Source organism: Streptococcus sp. FSL K6-1323 (genome assembly GCF_038630745.1).
Lineage (GTDB): Bacteria > Bacillota > Bacilli > Lactobacillales > Streptococcaceae > Streptococcus > Streptococcus salivarius_D.
Map to the genome: position 1 here is coordinate 1,074,853 of NZ_CP152039.1, position 19,293 is coordinate 1,094,145.

General features: G+C 40.4%; 20 protein-coding genes and 2 pseudogenes. 14 read left to right on the top strand and 8 right to left on the bottom strand.

Annotation, left to right across the window (positions count from 1 at the left end):
• Positions 1-6 precede the first annotated feature (6 nt).
• Genes NST80_RS04785 through NST80_RS04795 form a run of 3 tightly spaced genes read left to right on the top strand, consistent with a single transcriptional unit; the run spans position 7 to position 2,656 of the window.
• Positions 7-588: an MptD family putative ECF transporter S component gene (locus tag NST80_RS04785; protein WP_013990547.1), complete on the top strand. Its 582-nt coding sequence runs from the start codon at positions 7-9 to the stop codon at positions 586-588.
• Complete coding sequence (locus tag NST80_RS04790) at positions 588-1,274, top strand: energy-coupling factor transporter transmembrane component T (protein WP_013990548.1); 687 nt, start codon at positions 588-590, stop codon at positions 1,272-1,274. The genes NST80_RS04785 and NST80_RS04790 overlap by 1 nt, the downstream gene beginning before the upstream one ends.
• Positions 1,268-2,656 (top strand): ABC transporter ATP-binding protein, encoded by a 1,389-nt coding sequence (locus NST80_RS04795; protein WP_041817220.1) that lies wholly within the window; start codon positions 1,268-1,270, stop codon positions 2,654-2,656. The genes NST80_RS04790 and NST80_RS04795 overlap by 7 nt, the downstream gene beginning before the upstream one ends.
• A gap of 209 nt (positions 2,657-2,865) precedes the next feature.
• On the opposite strand, the gene NST80_RS04800 is transcribed toward NST80_RS04795, so the two are convergent.
• From NST80_RS04800 to NST80_RS04815, 4 genes are read right to left on the bottom strand one after another with little or no spacing between them, the layout of a single operon-like run.
• A complete protein-coding gene (locus NST80_RS04800; RefSeq protein WP_342504652.1) occupies positions 2,866-3,825 on the bottom strand; it encodes an ABC transporter permease in 960 nt (319 codons plus the stop codon).
• A gap of 43 nt (positions 3,826-3,868) precedes the next feature.
• Complete coding sequence (locus tag NST80_RS04805; RefSeq protein WP_171021848.1) at positions 3,869-4,888, bottom strand: IS30-like element IS1139 family transposase; 1,020 nt, start codon at positions 4,886-4,888, stop codon at positions 3,869-3,871.
• Between the two features lie 40 nt (positions 4,889-4,928).
• A complete protein-coding gene (locus tag NST80_RS04810) occupies positions 4,929-6,704 on the bottom strand; it encodes an FtsX-like permease family protein (RefSeq protein ID WP_342504653.1) in 1,776 nt (591 codons plus the stop codon).
• Positions 6,705-6,716: 12 nt separating this feature from the next.
• On the bottom strand, positions 6,717-7,418 hold the full coding sequence (locus tag NST80_RS04815) for an ABC transporter ATP-binding protein (RefSeq protein WP_183138197.1): 702 nt from the start codon (positions 7,416-7,418) through the stop codon (positions 6,717-6,719).
• A 229-nt stretch (positions 7,419-7,647) separates the two neighbouring features.
• Between NST80_RS04815 and NST80_RS04820 the strand changes: the two genes are divergently transcribed.
• The 6 genes from NST80_RS04820 (at position 7,648) to NST80_RS04845 (ending at position 12,401) form a co-directional block, all read left to right on the top strand.
• Positions 7,648-8,193: a TetR/AcrR family transcriptional regulator gene (locus NST80_RS04820; protein WP_183138198.1), complete on the top strand. Its 546-nt coding sequence runs from the start codon at positions 7,648-7,650 to the stop codon at positions 8,191-8,193.
• A 105-nt stretch (positions 8,194-8,298) separates the two neighbouring features.
• Positions 8,299-9,093: a PhzF family phenazine biosynthesis protein gene (locus tag NST80_RS04825; protein ID WP_183138199.1), complete on the top strand. Its 795-nt coding sequence runs from the start codon at positions 8,299-8,301 to the stop codon at positions 9,091-9,093.
• A gap of 315 nt (positions 9,094-9,408) precedes the next feature.
• Positions 9,409-10,011, top strand: coding sequence for a membrane protein (locus tag NST80_RS04830; RefSeq protein ID WP_045771624.1), 603 nt, complete (start codon positions 9,409-9,411; stop codon positions 10,009-10,011).
• A complete protein-coding gene (locus NST80_RS04835; protein ID WP_183138304.1) occupies positions 10,011-10,802 on the top strand; it encodes an energy-coupling factor transporter transmembrane component T in 792 nt (263 codons plus the stop codon). The genes NST80_RS04830 and NST80_RS04835 overlap by 1 nt, the downstream gene beginning before the upstream one ends.
• Complete coding sequence (locus tag NST80_RS04840) at positions 10,778-11,614, top strand: ABC transporter ATP-binding protein (RefSeq protein ID WP_022496220.1); 837 nt, start codon at positions 10,778-10,780, stop codon at positions 11,612-11,614. Before NST80_RS04835 ends, NST80_RS04840 begins: the two co-directional genes overlap by 25 nt.
• Positions 11,601-12,401, top strand: a complete 801-nt coding sequence (locus NST80_RS04845; RefSeq protein WP_183138200.1) for an ABC transporter ATP-binding protein — start codon at positions 11,601-11,603, stop codon at positions 12,399-12,401. The genes NST80_RS04840 and NST80_RS04845 overlap by 14 nt, the downstream gene beginning before the upstream one ends.
• A 155-nt stretch (positions 12,402-12,556) precedes the next feature.
• Here the strand turns inward: NST80_RS04845 and NST80_RS04850 are convergent, their stop codons facing one another.
• Positions 12,557-13,183 carry an IS6 family transposase gene (locus NST80_RS04850; RefSeq protein ID WP_229056977.1) on the bottom strand — a complete coding sequence of 209 codons (627 nt, stop codon included), beginning with the start codon at positions 13,181-13,183 and terminating at the stop codon, positions 12,557-12,559.
• A gap of 39 nt (positions 13,184-13,222) precedes the next feature.
• Between NST80_RS04850 and pnuC the strand changes: the two are divergent.
• A pseudogene (gene pnuC, locus NST80_RS04855) lies at positions 13,223-13,729 on the top strand (nicotinamide riboside transporter PnuC); the annotation flags it as partial.
• A 196-nt stretch (positions 13,730-13,925) separates the two neighbouring features.
• Here the strand turns inward: pnuC and NST80_RS04860 are convergent.
• From NST80_RS04860 to NST80_RS04870, 3 genes are read right to left on the bottom strand one after another with little or no spacing between them, the layout of a single operon-like run.
• Positions 13,926-14,273 (bottom strand): hypothetical protein, encoded by a 348-nt coding sequence (locus tag NST80_RS04860; protein ID WP_004182472.1) that lies wholly within the window; start codon positions 14,271-14,273, stop codon positions 13,926-13,928.
• A gap of 30 nt (positions 14,274-14,303) precedes the next feature.
• Positions 14,304-14,774 (bottom strand): HXXEE domain-containing protein, encoded by a 471-nt coding sequence (locus NST80_RS04865; RefSeq protein ID WP_004182473.1) that lies wholly within the window; start codon positions 14,772-14,774, stop codon positions 14,304-14,306.
• 31 nt (positions 14,775-14,805) lie between these two features.
• On the bottom strand, positions 14,806-15,345 hold the full coding sequence (locus NST80_RS04870) for a TetR/AcrR family transcriptional regulator (RefSeq protein ID WP_155164481.1): 540 nt from the start codon (positions 15,343-15,345) through the stop codon (positions 14,806-14,808).
• Positions 15,346-15,633: 288 nt separating this feature from the next.
• Here NST80_RS04870 and NST80_RS04875 point away from each other — a divergent pair, with 288 nt between their 5' ends.
• The 4 genes and pseudogenes from NST80_RS04875 to NST80_RS04890 form a co-directional block, all read left to right on the top strand.
• Complete coding sequence (locus NST80_RS04875; RefSeq protein ID WP_118171847.1) at positions 15,634-16,530, top strand: cation diffusion facilitator family transporter; 897 nt, start codon at positions 15,634-15,636, stop codon at positions 16,528-16,530.
• Positions 16,531-16,641: 111 nt separating this feature from the next.
• Positions 16,642-17,736, top strand: a complete 1,095-nt coding sequence (gene hemH / locus NST80_RS04880; RefSeq protein WP_118171846.1) for a ferrochelatase — start codon at positions 16,642-16,644, stop codon at positions 17,734-17,736.
• Between the two features lie 96 nt (positions 17,737-17,832).
• Positions 17,833-18,870, top strand: a complete 1,038-nt coding sequence (locus NST80_RS04885; RefSeq protein ID WP_183138201.1) for an alcohol dehydrogenase catalytic domain-containing protein — start codon at positions 17,833-17,835, stop codon at positions 18,868-18,870.
• Positions 18,871-18,984: 114 nt separating this feature from the next.
• Positions 18,985-19,251 (top strand): annotated as a pseudogene (locus NST80_RS04890) (phosphorylase); the annotation flags it as partial.
• Between the last annotated feature and the right edge of the window lie 42 nt (positions 19,252-19,293).

The window sequence follows — 19,293 nt, forward strand, 5'->3', positions numbered from 1 at the left end:
ATAGAGATGAAAGAAAATAAGTTAAAAATAAAGGATTTGGTGACTATAGGAGTATTTGCGGTAATATATTTTGTATTTATGTTTGCTGTGGGTATGATGGGAGTGATACCTATTCTCTTCCTTATATATCCTACTATACTGGGGATTGTAACCGGAACAATTATTATGCTTTTTATGGCAAAGGTACAAAAGCCTTGGGCACTGTTTATACTTGGGATGATTTCGCCTATTATTATGCTTTTAGGCGGCCACACTTATGTTGTTGTCCTTCACTCACTGGTGGTGATGTTTATAGCTGAGATGATTAGAAGAGCTGGTGGATATAAGTCTCTTAAGTTCAATATGCTTGCATTTATGGTATTTAATACTTGGATTTGCGGTTCTCTTATGCAGATGCTTTTGGCAAGAGAAAAGTATATTGAATTATCTATGATGATGGGCAAGGAATATGTGGATGCTCTGATAGAACTTATCACCTATCCTCATATGGCGCTTGTTTATGCAGGCGCTCTCATTGGAGGCCTTATAGGAGCGTACATTGGTAAAATCTTACTTAAAAAACATTTTACGAAAGCAGGTATTGCCTGATGTTTTACAATCAGAATAACAGGCTCAATCCCAACCCCATAACCAAATTTATAGCGGTAATTCTACTTGGTATGGGAGTGGCGCATTCTATGAATCACTACTTGGAATGGGCGGCAGTACTTACCATTTCTACAATGTACTTTATAAATGGACTTATAAAGGACGGGATAAAGAACATCCTTGTATTTGGAGTCTTGTTTTTCGTGCCAAATTTCAGTGTGCTTGCTACATTTCCACTTGTTTTGAAGATGCTTCTTTCCCTGGTTTTTGTATGCAGGATGTTTTATCTTCCGTATTCCGCAGGGAAATATATGATAAAAACCTCAGATGTGGGAAGTATCATTTCGTCCATGGATGCTCTTAAAATACCAAGCACCGTATCCATACCGATAACTGTTATGTTTCGCTTCTTTCCGTCATTTGCAGAGGAGAGAAATAATATCAAGATGGCGATGAAGATAAGGGGAATAGATACCAAGAATCCTGTTAAATACCTGGAATACGTACTTGTTCCCCTCCTCATCATATCATCAAACATAGCTGATGATATAGCAAAGGCAGCAGAAACCAAATGTATTGCAAACCCGATAAAGAAAACCAGATATATATCTGTAGGTATAGGTTTGATTGATTTAATTTATATCAGTTTAATAACACTGATTGTTGGTGGAGGTTGGATATGCTGACTATAGAGAATTTATCGCTGTCTTACGGGACAGATAGCAAGGTTTTAAGCGATATTACCTTGAAAGTGAAGGATGGAGAATGTGTGTTGCTCACAGGAGAGAGCGGAAGTGGGAAGTCTTCTGTTATAAATTCCATCAACGGCTTAGCCTTTGAATACGAAAATGCTCAAATATCAGGAAGTATTAAGGTTGGTGAAAAGGAGATTAAAAACCTTGAACTCTATGAAATATCTCTTATGATAGCCAGTGTTTTTCAAAACCCTAAGACACATTTTTTTAATGTGGATACCACTCTTGAACTTCTGTTTTATCTTGAGAATATAGGGCTTGATAAAAAAGAAATGGAAAGCCGAATGAATGAGATGTTAGATGTTTTTAAGATAGATCATCTTTTGGGGCGTAGTATATTTGAGCTTTCAGGAGGAGAAAAACAGATTTTATGTGTTGCTGCTGCTTATATATCGGGGTGTAAAATCATTGTTCTTGATGAACCCTCATCTAACTTGGATGAGAATTATATTGATATCTTAAAAGAAATGCTTATCATTCTTAAAAATAAAGGGATAACCCTAATCCTTGCAGAACACAGGATTTATTATCTAATGGATGTAGCAGACAGAATAATTATCATTCAAAACGGAAGAATAGCGAGAGAGTACACTGCACTGAGCTTTTTGTCGGTTACGGACGCTGAGATAGCTGGTCTTGGACTTCGCTCAAGGTATAAAACAGTCTTAAATAAGCCTAAAAACGATGGTGGCAAAGACCTGATAATCAAGAAACTTTCCTTTAATTTTGCCAACAAGGGAGAGCTTGAAGTGGATGATGTATCCCTTGATTTTGGGAAAATATATGGAATCATCGGAAAGAATGGTTGTGGCAAGTCAACCTTTTTGAGTGTGATGACAGGGCTTTTGGAAAAGGGAAAATGTGAAATAGAATATGATGGAGAAGCTTTAAGCAGGAAAGAAAGACTTAAACAGTCTTCGCTTGTTATGCAGGATGTCAATTATCAGCTGTTTGCCGATTCGGTTGAAGAGGAAATGAGGCTTGGAGTAAAGAAGATTGAAGAAGATAGGATTAATCAGGTATTGTCGGGGCTTGGACTTGCCAAACTAAGGGACAGGCATCCTATGAGCCTTTCGGGCGGTCAAAAGCAAAGGGTTGCGATAGCTTCTGTTCTCTGCAAAAACTCGAGATTCATATTCTTTGACGAGCCAACAAGTGGAATGGATTATAAGAATATGCTCAAAATATCAAAACTGATAAAGAGTATGAAAACAGAGGATAACATCATCTTTATCGTATCACACGACACAGAGCTCTTAAATGAGGTTGCTGACAGTATACTCTGTCTGCAGGATTATAGGATATACAATTAGATGAATGAGTGACTGATACCCTAAGCCTGATAGCGGTTTGGGGTATTATTTTGTAAATGGTTGCCTTTAGTTTGAAGTGAGTTTGAAGTAACTTCAAAGTGGATTGATGTAAATAATTGTGACACCGAATCCTGCTTAGCAGGATTTTTTATCTAAAACGACGAAGTGATTCTAGCATTTCAGTTCTACTTATTAGGTTATATTGTTTGTTACTCTACAGATTTCAGTGCTTCGAGCATATTGACTTTCTTAAGATGTTGGTTCACAAAGATCCCCAGACCTGTCAGAATGACAATGACTACAAGTGTTGGAACGGCATAGATGAGCCAGCCAAGACTTGGATTGAACATGATATTTTCAGGAGGGATAACATCTACCATGTATTGATGCAGTCCAAATCCAACCCCGAATCCAACCAAGATACCAATGAGTGAAAGATAAATTGTTTCTCGATAGATGTAGAGCGTCACTTCTTTATTAAAGAAACCTAGAACCTTAATAGTTGATAATTCACGAATACGCTCTGCCACATTGATATTAGTTAGGTTGAAGAGAACTACTAAAGCAAGGAGTATAGAAACACCAATCAATACTGCCATAACACGGTTAAGTGAGTTGACAATGGTCTTGATTTGTGCTTTTTGACTTGTATTCTGAACAACGCCTGTTACACTATCAAGCTTCATAAATTGACTTGCTGTTTTCTCAACATTTTTATCTGAGTGATTCTTCAGTGTAAGAATATTAGCATTCTGATTAGCTTTTTCACCGAAAGCATTCTTATAAGTCGTTTCATTCATAAAGATGAAGTGTCCCATGTACATCTCAGAAATACCAGCAACTTTGAGTTTAATGTCCTTGTCCTGACTAATTTGAACGGTTAAATAATCACCTACAGAAACACCGGCTAGGTCTGCCAACTTCTCAGAGATAATAATCCCTTTGTCTGTCAAATCTAGTTTTTGACCAGTTTTACGATCATCGAGTTTGATGAAATTTTGAAGAGTGTTTTTATCTTTGTCTTGGATGACAAGTGTTGTGATATCTTGACTATCATTATGACTTCCTACATCTTTTGATAGTGTTTCGTAATGAATAGAAAGATGCTCCTTGACATTGTTTTTGTTTATTAATTGTTGTAAGTTTTCTTTTTCTTCCCTAATTGTCAAGTCAAGTGCAACAAAGATGTTCCTCTGATTAAGTGAGTATCTTTCAAGCTGTTTGAGTTAGCTCAAACAGCTTTTTTGCGGACTGATAGCCATGAATTCGTCTAGGTCTTTCATTGATAGCCTTTGTATAGTCCTCTAAAAGATTCTGATTTAGTTCTTTTAACGAACACCCCTTCGGAATGAACTCTCTTAGTAGTCCATTGAAATTCTCATTTGTACCTCGTTCATAAGATGAATAGGCATGTGCAAAATAAACATCTAATCCCTCTATCTTACTCAATGATGAAAATTCGTTTCCATTATCTGCAGTTATGGACTTAATGGGATAAAGTTTCATACACTCTAAGACTGCTTGATTGACATACTCTGCTTTCTTTTCCACGAGTTTCTTTGTGACAGCATAGCGTGTTTGTCGTTCTACCAAGGTTAGAATAGAAGGTTCTCCTATTGTCTTTCCACCCAGAACAGAATCGATTTCCCAATCTCCAAAACGGGAACGATTATTGATTTCTTCTGGCCTTTCTTCAATTGACTTTCCTAGATGTTTCTTGGTAGAGGGGCGCTTGGTAAATTTCTTACGGATCCGCACTGCTCTTGGCAAATCAATGACCTTAATCTCTAACAATCCTTGATGGATATAGTTATAGAGCGTCTTGGTTGAAGGAACAACTGCATCTACATGTTGGAGTCTATAGGTATGAACAAAGGTATCCACGCTATGCACCCTTGGTTTCTCTCTCATTGCTTCTGTAAATGCTCTCAGAAAGTCATCCGATACGGAATCCAGTTTCAAATAATAGCTGGCTTCTCTAGCATGACGATAACGGTTATGAGCAGCATCTGCATAATAGTGTTGGTAATAGACCTTTTGCCCATTTACTTTTTTCACTTGTGTTATGGAACCACGATTAATTTCACGAGTAATAGTAGAGCGATTTCTCCCTAGTCTACGAGCAATCTCAGCAGGTTTGAGTCCTACGCTTAAATAAGCTTCAATTTCCCCTCGCTCAGCTTCAGATAAGTGCTTGTATGATTGATTTGTGGTAGAATAATTAGTGGACATGTTCATCTTCCTTTATACTGTTTTTCGCAACTCTAGTATATCAGATGAACATGTCTTTTGTGTTGCACTTCATTTTACAATAGGGCTTTTCTTTTTCTTGCTCATTAAGATTATTCTTATTAGCTACAATCATATCGTAACGAATGATGTTAGGGAATTGTCGAGTGTTAAGGTCTCCGATAGAAGAACGAATACCAAGTCCAGCAAAAAGAAGAGCGATTGAACCGCAAACACCGAAAATAGTCATGAACATCCGTTGCTTGTAGCGGAAAATATTACGGGCAGTTACTTTTTGTGTAAAGCTCATTCGTTTCCAGAGAGGGCTGATGCGCTCAAGAAGAATCTTAGAACCTGATGTTGGAGGTTTTGGAAGAAGAAGTTGAGCTGGCTTTTCACCTAATTCGCGTTTAGCAACCACAAAGGCAGGAAGAACAGCGGACAAGAGAGCAAGAATAATAGCTAGAACAGTTTTAAAAGGATAGAAGTGTAGCTCAATTGGTGCGATTAGGATACTCTTCTTAAAGCCACTGTATATGATGGAAGGAAGAAGAATGTGCCCAGTAGCAACACCAATTGTAGTACCTATCATGCTGGTTAAAAATCCATAAATGAGGAATTTACGGATGATGTCCTTATTTTGGTAACCAAGAGCTTTGAATGTTCCAGCCTTAATACGTTCCTCTTCAACGAAGCGCCCCATCGTTACGAAGGTTACCAAGGCAGCAATAAAGTAGAGGATAACAGGAAAGATATTACTTAGATTCCGAAAAGCAGAAGCATTAGTCTCATAGGAAACGTAACCTTGTGACCAAGGAGCTTCACTACGAGTGTAGACATCATAGCTTGGTTCAGCAATGCTATCGATTTTTTCTTGAGCTTCCTTTATCTGCTCCTTCTTTTTATCGATTTCATCTTGTGCTTGTGTCAATTGTTCTTGGACAAGAGGATTCTTATCTTGACCGCTGGCTTTCGCTTGTTCTAGTTTCTTGTTAAGTTCAGTCTCTGCCGTTTGAAGTTGACTTGTTTGTTGGTCAATCTTAGCCTGTGGATCAGCTTTTAATTCTTTCAAACGGTTAGCAGGTTGATTTTTTACTAATTTTTCGAGCTCATTTTCGTGTTTGGAAACCTTGTCAGTGTAATCCTGGGTATAGGGGTTAGCACTATGGACGTCTTTGTAAGCTAAGCGTGCAATCATGTAGACGTCGGAATCAAAACTAGATTCAGGAACTACCGCATAACCTTTGAGTTCCCCACTACCAGCTGTCGATGAACCGAGGTCAACACTTGATAAGATTTCAGAAGACTGAACAAAGCCAGTGATGGTAAAGGTGTGTTCTTTTAAGACATCCTTACCATTGTCACCCTCTTTTTCAGAAAACGAGATCTTGTCACCTATCTTATATTTGTCTTGATAGACTGAAGAAAGAGCAATTTCACCTTGCTTACTTGGAAGTTTTCCTTTTACAACCTCATAAGTTGAGATATCTTTTGGTTTTGAAAATAGTCGAAAGGCATCAGTGGAGTCTTTCAGAACGACATCTTTAAAGTAACCGTACTCAATGTTTGCCTCTGAAGAGACTTGATTTAGGAGGTCTTGATCCGACTGGTTAAGTCCATAGCTACCAGTAACTGTGAGGCCAGCAGTTTGGTGTTTAGTGAAATAGCTTGTTCCCGTGTGTTGCATATCAGGTGTCGTCACCTTTAGACCCACAAGAGCGAAAGAACCCAAGGCCATGAGTGAAGCAATAGAACCCACCCGTCCTTTAGAACTAGAGAAAGACTTTCTGATATCTTTCCAATAAGTTTTACGATTCATGAGACATCCTTTCTAGTACTCGAGGCTATCAATATATTGTGGAGTTGCATTGAGTTCAATACTTTGAACACGCGCATCATGCATACGAATCACACGATCAGCAATCGGAGCAAGCGCCCCGTTGTGAGTGACAATGATAACAGTAGCTCCTTCATTGCGAGCCTTATCTTGGAGAATCTTCAAGACCTGTTTTCCAGTATTGTAATCCAGGGCTCCTGTAGGTTCGTCACAGAGGAGAATTTTAGGATTTTTTGCGACGGCACGAGCAATAGCTACTCGTTGTTGTTCACCACCAGACAATTGTGCAGGGAAGTTGTTGATGCGTTTCCCAAGACCAACATCAATCAAAGTTTGTTCCGCATCTTTAGCATCCGCGACAATTTCAGAAGCCAACTCTACATTTTCTTTGGCCGTTAAGTTTGAGACCAAGTTATAGAATTGAAAGACGAATCCGACATCGTCTCTGCGATAAGCTGTTAATTGCTTCGCATTATAATTGGAGATGTCTTTCCCATCGATAATGACTTTTCCTTCATCGTTGGTATCCATACCACCAAGAATATTGAGAACAGTTGATTTTCCTGCGCCTGAAGAACCGAGTATAACCACTAACTCCCCTTTTTCGATCTCGAATGTGATATCATTGTTTGCGATGATTTCCACATCACCTGTTTTATACCGTTTGTAACTATGTTTCATTTCAATATACGCCATGTGTATTTGTCTCCTTTAAAAGTTATCGGCTGCTAAAACAACAACCTGTTGAATGATTACGAACGTTATTTTATGATTTTTTTAATACGATTGCTACAACAAAAAACAACAATGTGTTGAAATAACGAAGAAAATATGATAATCATAACTGAAAATTCCAGATGATAGTTGACATTTTCAAAATTCGAGATATACTTTAATCAACAATATGTAGAAATAAGGGGTTCGTATGCAACAGAGACAAACGACAACTAAGTCAGATATTAAAGAAGCCTTCATTCAGCTTCTGGCTACAAAAAGTTTAGAGGATATAACGATTAGTCAGTTAACTAAAAAAGCGGGTGTTAACCGCTCGACATTTTATCTGCACTATCTAGATAAACAGGATTTTTTAGAGCAATTAAAAGAAGAAACCATAACGACGGTTCGTATGATTTTGAGGAAAGAAACCTTTTATCCCAAAGAAGCCTTAGAAGCCATCTTGTCTTATTTCCAAGAGAACAGTGCTTTTTTTGCTGAAATTGCAAAAAATCCAAGCTTTCGTTTTGCAGACAACATTCGTTCTTTTATCTTGGGGATGATTGAGTCTACGCCACGTTCTCGACCAGTCATTGTGGCAGCTTATCAAATGCCGGAGCGCTATGCTATTACCATGTATGTTTCTGGTTTGACAGGACTTATTGTCGACTGGATTATCAATGGGACTCAAGAAAGCCCCCAACAATTGACCAAGATTATACTAGGTTCTCCAGGGATGGAGTGGTTTCAGGGGTAAGGTGTAGATGGACAAGAAATAATTTAATTTGATACTTTACTAAATTTTCTACACTCACTTGTAGTTTTAAAACAAGGTTAACAATTTAAGGAGCTGAACTTATCAATGAATCAATATACCATCCAACAATTTATCGTCGATGCTTTTACAGATACCGTTTTTAAAGGCAACCCGGCTGCTGTTTGCCTTTTGGATAAATGGCTGTCAAATGATACCTTACAGAATATCGCTAAAGAAAATAATCTTTCTGAGACAGCTTTTACGGTTAAAAATGGTGACCACTATGAATTACGTTGGTTTACTCCCGGTGGGGAAATCGATTTGTGTGGCCATGCTACCTTGGCAACGGCCTTTGTTCTCTTTCGATTTATTGAAAAGGATGCTGAAAGTCTAACTTTTGCAACACAGAGTGGGGAACTTTTAGTTACCCAAAAAGATGAGTACTATGAGCTGAATTTTCCAGCATACTCCATGCAACAGGTTGCAGTCACAAGTGAGATGGAAGAAGCAATCGGGGTCCGTCCACTTGAAGCATGGCTTGGAAGAGATCTAGTTTGTATCTTGCCACATGAAAATGATGTCATCTATGCAAGTCCAGATTTTGATAAAGTAAAAGCTTTAGATGGGCTCCTCCTGAATATCACTGCAAAAGGAAGCGAGTATGATACTGTGACTCGAAGTTTTGCCCCAAAATTATCAGTCAAGGAAGATCCAGTCTGTGGCTCAGGACACTGTCATGTCATTCCTTTGTGGGCTAATAAGTTGGCACAAGCTGAATTTAGGGCTTACCAAGCCTCTGAAAGGAGTGGACTGCTCTTTTGTCGTTTAGCAGGAGATAGGATTTACCTTGCAGGAAAGGCTGCCCTTTATAGTCGTGGTGAGATTTATGTGACAAACTAGATTTCTTCTTGTAAAAAAATGAAAGTACTAGCAATAACCGTTAAAGTAAATATAAAAACAAACGATGTCTAGCTCAGCTAGGCATTTTAAATTTCACAACATTTTTTGAAGAATTTTCAGAATAGACTTGACAATTTTGAAAATAAGCGTATGATAAGACTATGAACTTTTAAAAATAGTAATTTTACTATATTAACTCATGTCGACTACGGTTGGTATGGTGAAGTGACTAGATGGTTCTAATAACTATTCTATAGAGCGTTGCGTCCGAAAGTCATTCCTGACACGGCTCTTTAAAAACAAAAGGAGAAGATTATGAAAACAGAACCGATTCATCGTACCAGTATGTGGAAATTTAAGTTAAGTGCTGCCACCATGACTTTGATTCCCGCTGCCGTGGGGATTAACTATGTTGCCAAAGCCTTGGCGGAGGGGTTAAAGTTGCCCGTTTGGCTGGGGTCTTTGGGAACCTTTCTTGCCAGCATGTTGGCTGGGCCGGTTGCCGGTGCCATCAGTGGTTTCATCAACAACGTGATCTATGGGCTGACCTTATCGCCAATTTCAACCGTGTATGCGATTACCAGCATCGGAATTGGGATTGCTGTCGGAGTTTTGCACGCCAATGGGTGGTTCTCGTCAGCGCGACGAGTATTTGTTTCTGCTATTATTATTGCCTTCGTTTCAGCTGTCATTTCAACGCCACTCAACGTCATCTTTTGGGGTGGTCAGACCGGTATCGCTTGGGGTGACTCATTGTTTGCGGTAATGGTCGCCAATCATGCACCAGTGTGGCTGGCCTCATTTACCGATGAGTTTGTCTTGGATATTTTGGATAAAGTCTGCGTGGCCTACCTGGCATTCTTCATCTATCGTCAGCTGCCGAAGCGGATGGTGCACTTCTTTAGCGGTGTTAAATGATGACTGATCAAACATTGATTTCTGGAGCGCCACAGGTCAAGCTCAAGTGGTACCAGGTGATCGATCCGATTACTAAGCTCTTGTTCATCTTGGACATGACGTTGTTGAGCTTTGCCAGTATGAATATATTGCTTCAGGCCGGATTAATTCTTGTCGCAACACTGCTATTGTTATTTTCCAAATTGAGTTCTACCATCTTTAAGGCGCTGGGATTCAGCCTGTTTCTGATTTGCACCATGCTGATCATCCAAGGGTTATTTTACAGTCGGAATCAAACTGTGCTGTTTTCTGTGCTTGGGGTGTCGTTCTACAAAGAAGGCCTGATTTACGCCACTACTCTGGGTTGTCGAGTATTGGTGATTATTTTGACCAGTGGCTTTTTTATGGTGACCACGAGTATTTCAGAAAACGCGGCCTATTTGGAACTGTCCGGATTGTCTTATAAAACCGTCTACGTTCTGATGTCGGTGTGTTATATTTTGCCGGAAATGATGCGAAATATGCGGAAAATCCAGCAGGCACAAAAAGTTCGCGGAACCAATCCGCAAAAAACGTTGATTCAGAAATTAAAGTCAGTCCTGCCGGTTCTAATTCCATTGGTGATTAAGACCTTGGATCAATCGATGACGCGGTCGATTTCTCTCCAACTGAGAGGTTTTGATAATCTCAACCGGACTGTCAGAACCTCCCAGCGCGTGTATCGCCTGTCGCGGACGCTGCACATTGGTCTGACTGGATTGGCAATTTTATTGATTGGGTGGAAGATATGGACGAAGATAAACGGATTGTAATTGAAAATTTGACTACCCGTTATCCGGGTACTGAGCAACCACAACTGCGTCAGATTAACGCGGAGGTTCATACCGGCCAGGTGGTTGGGATTATCGGGAATAGCCACTCCGGCAAATCGACTTTGTGCCATGTGCTAGCAGGGGTCATTCCCAAAATTATGTCTGCTGAGATTGAGGGCGACTGGCACATGTTTGGCCAGCGAGTGTCCGACAATTGGCCCGTTTATAATGCCATGAATGGAGTTGTACTGCAAAATCCAGCTGGCCAACTAAGCGGGTTGGCAGACACGGTTGCCGATGAAATCGCCTTTGACTTGATTAATCAGGGAATGGCTGAAGGACTGATTCAAAAACGGGTTGAAGAAGTTGCCACGCAAATGGGGCTGATTGAACAGCTGAATTTGCGTCCCGAGAGCCTTTCCGGTGGTCAGAGCCAGCGGTTGGCAATTGCCACGGCGATTGCGGCTAACCCGGCTGTTTTGATTATGGATGATCCGACCAGTCAGATGGATCCCCTTGGCCGCCGACAATTTTTTCAATGGCTGGCCCAAGTCAAAGAGACGACTGTCTTCATTGTCACCAGTGAAATTGACGATTTGTGCGAAGTCGCCGACGTTGTGTGGGTGCTGCACGAGGGTCAAATGGTAGCCCAGGGCAGGCCGGGTGAGGTGTTTAATCATTTAGCAGCTGACTGGCAGATTCCAGCCCCGACAATCCAGCAACTTGCTCAAAAAATGGATTGGCACTTGGCTGATGGCCGGTATCCGGTGAATTACGCTGATCTGAAGGAGGTTCGTTATGTCCACAATTGAACTGAACAACCTGACGTTCACTTATCCGGAACGGCCCTTTAGCTTGGATGTTGAAGACAAACACTTCGCCGATCCGATGGTGGCGATTGTCGGCCAAAATGGTGCCGGCAAATCAACGCTCTTCAAATTGTTGACGGGCTTGCTGACACCACAAACCGGTGTGATTAAGATCGATGGAGAAAATTTTAATGATCTTAAACCAGTCGAAAAGTTACTGAAGGTTGGAATTACTTTTCAAAATCCTGACGATCAGCTTTTCAACCCGACCGTTCAACGAGAGGTGGAGTGGAGTGTCGCGCAGGTCATGGATGACCAAGACACGATTACGAGGCGGGCTTTAGCGGCTCTAAAAAGAGTTGGCTTGGATGATAAAACAGCTGAAAGTCCATATGACCTGTCATTGTCGGAACGCAAGCTGTTGAGCGTTGCCACAGTTTTGGCAGTGGATCCGGCGATTTATTTATTTGATGAGCCGATGATGTCGCTTGATTGGGAAAGCCGGCGCAAGTTGACCGCAATTTTTCATGAGTTGGCTGATTCGGGCCACCAAGTTGTGACCATCACCCATGACATGGATTGGGTCGCCGCCGAGTTTGAGTCGGTGTATGTTATGGAACACGGGAAGTTTGGCTTCGCCGGCAGTCCACGGGAATTGTTCAGCGATCACGAACTTGTCCAGCGAGTGGGATTACTACCACCGCGGATTATGGACATAGCGGAGTCGATGGGTGATTCACAGACATATTTATCGGTTGATGATTATTGCCAGAAAAATCGAGATGTATAGAAAAAGTCACCTCTGCGGGTTTTCCAGGTTGAAGGATTAACTTCAGCTTCTGGCAAGAACTCACATGGGTGACTTTTGTGTTTAATAACGTTTCATGATCATCGGGTGCTTCCTCAGATGACTCGGTTTGATTTTACTTTGTTTCATGGTCATAATCATATACCATTTCTTCGGTTCTTTATATATATTCCTCGAATGGTCTCCATCCCCTTAATCGTGGATGAGGCAGTCCGGAGACTTCGATAAAATTTATTCCGTCGCTTAATTGGCCTATGATCTTGTTCTATTAAATTGTTCAGATACTTCACAGTTCGATGTTCTGTTTTGGTGTATAATCCGTTTCTCTGTAACTTTCTAAATGCAGATCCTATAGAGGGTGCTTTATCTGTTACGATGACTCTAGGTTGTCCAAATTGTTTATGGAGTCGCTTTAAGAAAGCATACGCCGCCTGAGTATCTCGTTTCTTTCGTAACCAGATATCCAATGTTAAACCGTCCGCATCAATCGCTCGATAGAGATAATGCCAACGCCCCTTAATTTTGATATAGAATTTCATCCATTTTCCACGAATAGAAGGACTGTTTATTTTTCTTTTTCCAGAGATGATAGAGGATTTTACTGTATTCTTGAACCCACCGATAAATCGTAGTGTGACAACATTTATTCCACGGTCATAAAGCAATTCCTGAACTTCACGATAGCTCAGATTGTAACGTAGGTAATAACCAACAGCGACAATGATGACGTCTTGTTGGAATTGTTTGTCTTTAAAATGATTCATCTCTCAAGCCTTACTAACCTTTTTTCTGTTCTTTGAGAAGCTGAAGGTCGTGCCAGTAACTATCTCTTTGGTTTGATTAATTCCGTCATTTATTTGGTGCTTGCCCTACAAAAAGGCTTTTACGGTGAGGTCTTGACAACTCTTTACTTCACAGCCATGCAGCCGATTGGTCTTTTGGTATGGATTTATCAAGCCCAGTTCAAAAAAGAACAACAAGAATTTGTTGCCCGTAAGTTGGATACGGTTGGATGGACCAAGTACCTATCAATTAGTGTGCTTTGGTGGCTAGCTTTTGGTCTTATTTACCAATCAATTGGAGCTAATCGCCCTTATCGTGATTCTATTACTGACGCGACAAACGGTGTCGGTCAGTTCTTGATGACAGCTGTTTATCGTGAGCAATGGATTTTCTGGGCTGCCACTAATGTTTTCTCTATCTACCTCTGGTAGGGAGAAAGCCTTCAAATTCAAGGAAAATACTTCATTTACCTTATCAACAGTCTCGTTGGTTGGTACCAATGGAGTAAGGCAGCTAAGAAAGCTTAGTACTTATGTTTATCAATTATTAAGAGGATCCAGAAGGGTCCTCTTTTTGAGTTTATTTCTCTTATGTAGAAGCTAGTGACGATGCTTATCACATTTAGAATAAAGATAGTAATGTACGTTTACCTAAATCCTTAAAAAGACCTAGATTGGTACTCTAGGCCTTTTTGTATTGTATTATAGAAGTGAGAATCACATGTTATTGGAATAGAAATAGCCAAACATATAGCAAAAAAGTAATAATCAAGTCAATGACAAAACGAATTTGGTGGTGTGATTTATTGAATTTTTTGTTATTTTGACCATTCAGGAGAGCGCCCCCGCAAATTGTCGAGCTAGCAAATAGCCATATATAAAATGCTAAGGTACGATTTACCATAACAAGGAGAAGTGCTAAGATACCAACAATGGCACCTATTATAATAAATCCAGTTCCTAAGCTTTTTTTGCCTTTTAGAATAGCTGATACAGCTGCAGCAAGATGAAGCAGGACAAAAGCAAGAGCTAAGAAGACAGTGATGATGGTTAAGATGAGATAAAGTGACATAGATGTTTCCTTTCTAGGATAACCTGAGTGCTATTTTTTATGATTGATTTTATTAAGAATCATAAATGATACTACAAGATTTAAAACGATAACCAATAAGGTAAAAAGAGAGTATCCAAAGAGTTCGATGGGAATGTTAGGGTTGAGATAGTATAGAGAAAACCAACTCGTTAGAATGCCCGTTAATAATCCAGGAACATAATTTCGAAGGACAATTGTCTGAATCAGATGTCCGAAAACATGGTAGATATAAGCAATTACAATGGTTGTGTAAATAGTATAGTTGTTAAACCAGTAACTAAGAAAAAGTGATAAAAGTAGGATAAGAAATTGCTCCAAGACAATAGCATTGAAGGCAAAAGGCGTGTAATAAGACAGGATTCGATTGTTTGGAAACTGTGTCGATAGTTTCTTGATAAAGGATGGCATCCATATGATTTCTTCCAGTTCGTGAAGCATGAATAAACTCGGAAAAAGCAAATAAAATTGTAGGGGAGACATTAAAGCCAGTCCTTTCTAGATAACATGAGGTTCATTTAGAACTTGCGTACAGTATCTCCAAATAAAACTGGACCACTTCTTGTCCGCTATAGGACTTTCCATTTTTTAACCACCAGCTGAGAGTTTCAATGAAGTGACTGACGACCAGATGCTTAAGGTAAGAGTGCGGAATGTTGGGGTGAGCTTTAATCAGTTCGTCGGCCACCATTGGGTAGACATCGTGTTCCAGCTCTTTTCGCAGCTGCCGGATAAAATAATCATTTTTGGAGAACAAGAGACTGGTCACGTGGTCTTGATTTTTCTTGAAGTGCTGAAAGATATGGGCTAAGTAGTCTTGAGGTGAGAGGTGTTGAGCACGTTCAAACAAGTGGTGAAAGAGTTTTTGACAGAGTTCATCCAATAATAATTCCTTACTCTCGTAATGACTATAGAAGGTCGATCGCCCGACATCAGCGAGGTCAATGATTTCTTGAACCGTTATGGTTTCATATCCTTTTTGGTTGAGTAACTGTAAAAAAGCACTATAGATAGCTTTTCGAGTCTTAGTAATGCGACGATCTTGAGCTGGCATATGGACAATTTGAACAAACTGTTCAATAACGTACATAGAGAACGGTTTGGTTCTATCCTTTCTGTTGATAGTATTGGATAATAGATAAAGAAGAGAAGAGATAATAGTCTCATTTCTCAGAATATCTATAGAAATAAATGTTTGACGCAGTAGCTAGTTGGTCTCTTTTTCGCTCTTTGGCTCCGAAGAGTACCTAATCAGCTTTTCAATGCTGGGAATACGAATAATTTTTTATAAAAATTTATTCTGTCCCACTCCCATTATCATTATATCAAAGGATTAAGTAATATGAAGACAAAACAAGCAGTCTGGTTGGCTTTTTTATTGAATCTAAGCTTTGCCATTGTTGAGTTTATTGCGGGTGGGATTTTTGGATCCAGTGCGGTCCTGGCTGATTCCGTCCATGATTTGGGAGATGCGATTGCTATTGGGATTTCAGCCTTTTTGGAGTGCATTTCAAATCGTGAAGAAGATAGCCACTATACCTTGGGCTACAAGCGTTTCAGCCTCTTAGGTGCCATGGTGACCGCTGTGATACTGATGACAGGGTCTGGCATGGTGATTTTGGAAAATACGGTCAAACTCTTTCACCCCCAACCTGTCAATGAAGAGGGACTTCTCTGGCTTGGAATCATTGCCATCAGTGTAAATGTCTTAGCAAGTCTTGTGATTCGTAAGGGACAAACCAAGAACGAATCCATTCTCAGCTTGCACTTTTTGGAAGACACCTTGGGTTGGGTGGCCGTCATCCTGATGGCGATTGTTCTAAGATTTACCGACTGGTATATTCTGGATCCGCTCCTGTCCCTTGCCATTTCCTTCTTTATTCTATCAAAAGCTATTCCACATTTTTGGAGCACGCTCAGGATTTTCCTAGATGCCGTACCAGAAGGGGTAAACATCCAGAAAATCAAGACGGATTTGGCAGAGTTGGACCATGTCGCTAGTATTAACCAGCTCAATCTTTGGACCATGGACGGCTTGGAAAAGAATGCCATTGTCCATGTTTGTCTGGAGCATGTCAAGCATATGGAGGTCTGTAAAGAATCTATCCGTACCTTGCTCAAAGAAAGGGGCTTTCAAAATGTTACCATTGAGGTGGATGAAGACCTGGCAACCCACCGAGCCCATAAGCGCAATATCGAAGAGCTGGAAGCAGAAAGTGAGCAGGAACACCATCATTAAGGATTGCTTTTTAAACTCTTAGAAGCTTCTCTAGGAGTTTTTTTGATACTAAGTTAACTAAAGTAAGCCTTTTCATGATAAAATAGAACAAACGTGGAACAAGGAGTAATTATGAGTAAAAGAGCTGTATTGATGATGACTTTTGGGTCCCCAGAAGAGATTACCTATGAAGGAGTAGCAGAATTTTTCACAAATATACGCCGTGGGGTACGTCCTGAACTGTATGAAATTCAGACTTTATATGACAATTATGTCCGAATCGGTGGAACGCCGCTCCAAAGGATAACAAAGGAAGAAGTGGACTTGGTTGCTACTGCTCTTGGAAATCAAGCGTCGGTTTACTTTGCCAACAAATTTTCCCGCCCTTTCATCACAGATACGATTAAAGAGATGGAGAATGACGGAATTGAAGAGTGTTTGTGTTTGATTCTAGAGCCCCATTATTCATACTATTCAGTCATGGGCTATGAAAAATTTTTAGAAAGTGATCAAATTAAGTTCCAAATTATCAAGGACTGGTACCGCGAACCTGACCTACTCCACTATTGGGCTGATGAGATCCAAAAGATTTTAGATCAGATTGGAGACGACAGTTATAAGGTGATTTTTTCAGCCCACAGTGTCCCAGTTTTGGCACTAGATTTTGGTGACCCCTATATCGATCAGATTTATGACAATAGTCGCTTGATTGCGGAGATTTTAGGGCTTGAAGAGGAGCAGTACACCAATACTTGGCAGAGTGAGAGTGATATTGGTATTCCTTGGATTAAGCCGGATGTCTTAGAATATCTGCGAGATGAGAGTGACCACCCCGACCACTATATTTTTGTTCCTATTGCCTTTATTAGTGAGCATATTGAGGTTCTTTTTGATAATGATGTGGAATGTAAGGAGCTTTGCCAAGAGCTAGGTGTAGCCTATCACCGACCTCCTATGCCAAATAGCGATTATCGTTTAATTAAGGCCCTTCTTTCAACAATTCAGTCTCATATAGATGGTGACTATAGTTACTATCAACCTCAGCTGGAGACCTTTGATGAGCTGGAAGCTCCTTCTAGCACAGGTCAGATTTTAGATGAGGAAAAGGATATTCAAATGCCCGATTTCGTCAAGAAATTGATTGCTAAAAAAGGTCGCGAAAATGTCAAAATGCCTTATCTGGTCAAGAAAATGCTAGAAAAAAAGTATGGGAAAAAATATGATTAGTTGCTATTGTTTGAAAGTAATTTGGAGGGCTTGATTTGAGCCAGAGCTTAATTAAAAGTGTATACTAACAGTAACTAAAGAAAAAGAGGTAAACATATGAAATCAGCAATTTATACAAAAGCTGGTCAGGTTGGTCTGGCAGAAATTGACCGTCCACAAATTGAGGCTCAAGATGATGCTATTATCCGCATTGTCCGTACCTGCGTTTGTGGTTCCGACCTTTGGAGTTACCGTAATCCCGAAATCGAAGAAGGGCATAGTAATAGTGGTCATGAGGCTATCGGAATCGTCGAAGAAGTTGGTGAGGCTGTCACTACTGTAAAACCATGTGACTTTGTCATCGCGCCTTTCACTCATGGTTGTGGAGAGTGTGATGCCTGTCGTGCCGGTTATGATGGGACTTGTGACCGCCATATCGGCAACAATTGGTCTGGTGGCGTACAGGCTGAGTATATCCGTTTCCATTTTGCCAATTGGGCACTTGTGAAAATTCCAGGTCAACCTTCAGATTACAGCGAAGGCATGCTTAAGTCACTTTTGACTCTTGCTGATGTTATGCCGACCGGTTACCATGCAGCGCGTGTAGCTAATGTGCAAAAGGGTGACAAGGTAGTCGTTATTGGTGACGGTGCTGTAGGTCAATGTGCGGTTATCGCAGCCAAAATGCGTGGTGCCTCACAAATTGTCCTTATGAGCCGTCACCAAGACCGTCAACAAATGGCCTTAGAGTCAGGCGCGACAGCAGTCGTAGCTGAACGTGGTGAAGAAGGAATTGTCAAGGTGCGAGAAATTCTCGGTGGTGGAGCAGATGCTGCTCTTGAATGTGTGGGGACTGAAGCAGCCGTCGACCAAGCTCTCGGTGTTCTCCATAATGGCGGGCGTTTAGGTTTTGTCGGCGTTCCTCATTACAATAACCGTGCTCTTGGTTCAACCTTTGCCCAAAATATCTCAGTGGCAGGTGGAGCAGCCTCAGTTACTACTTATGATAAACAAGTTTTGTTAAAAGCAGTTCTTGACGGTGATATCAATCCGGGTCGTGTATTTACTAATAGCTACAGCTTGGAAGATATTAATCAAGCTTATAAAGATATGGATGAACGTAAGTCTATTAAGTCTATTATTGTGTTTGACTAACGACAAAATTCTAGTAGATGATTTCTACTAGAATTTTTTTAATATAAATCCCAATTCGGAGTTGAAAATTTCTTGGTTCGGGTCAGATAAGAATGCGTAAATAGAACTTCCATTAAAGAACTCATGACCTGGTCGACAGATGGCTTTTATAGGGAGACACCAGACAAGATTTCCTATCGTATTGAAGAGGGCTGTAGCGTTGTAGAGATGGAATGTTCTGCACTTGCATCAGTTGCTCAATTTCGTGGAGCTATTTGGGGCTTACTTCTCTTTACGGCAGATTCCCTTGCGGATATTGACAATTACGATCAACGAGATTGGGGCTCAGAGGCTTTTGATAAGGCTTTGGAGCTTTGTCTGGATATCATTGTCCAGATGTAATCCTAATTCAATAGAAAAAAGAGCATGATTAAAGAATCTTGC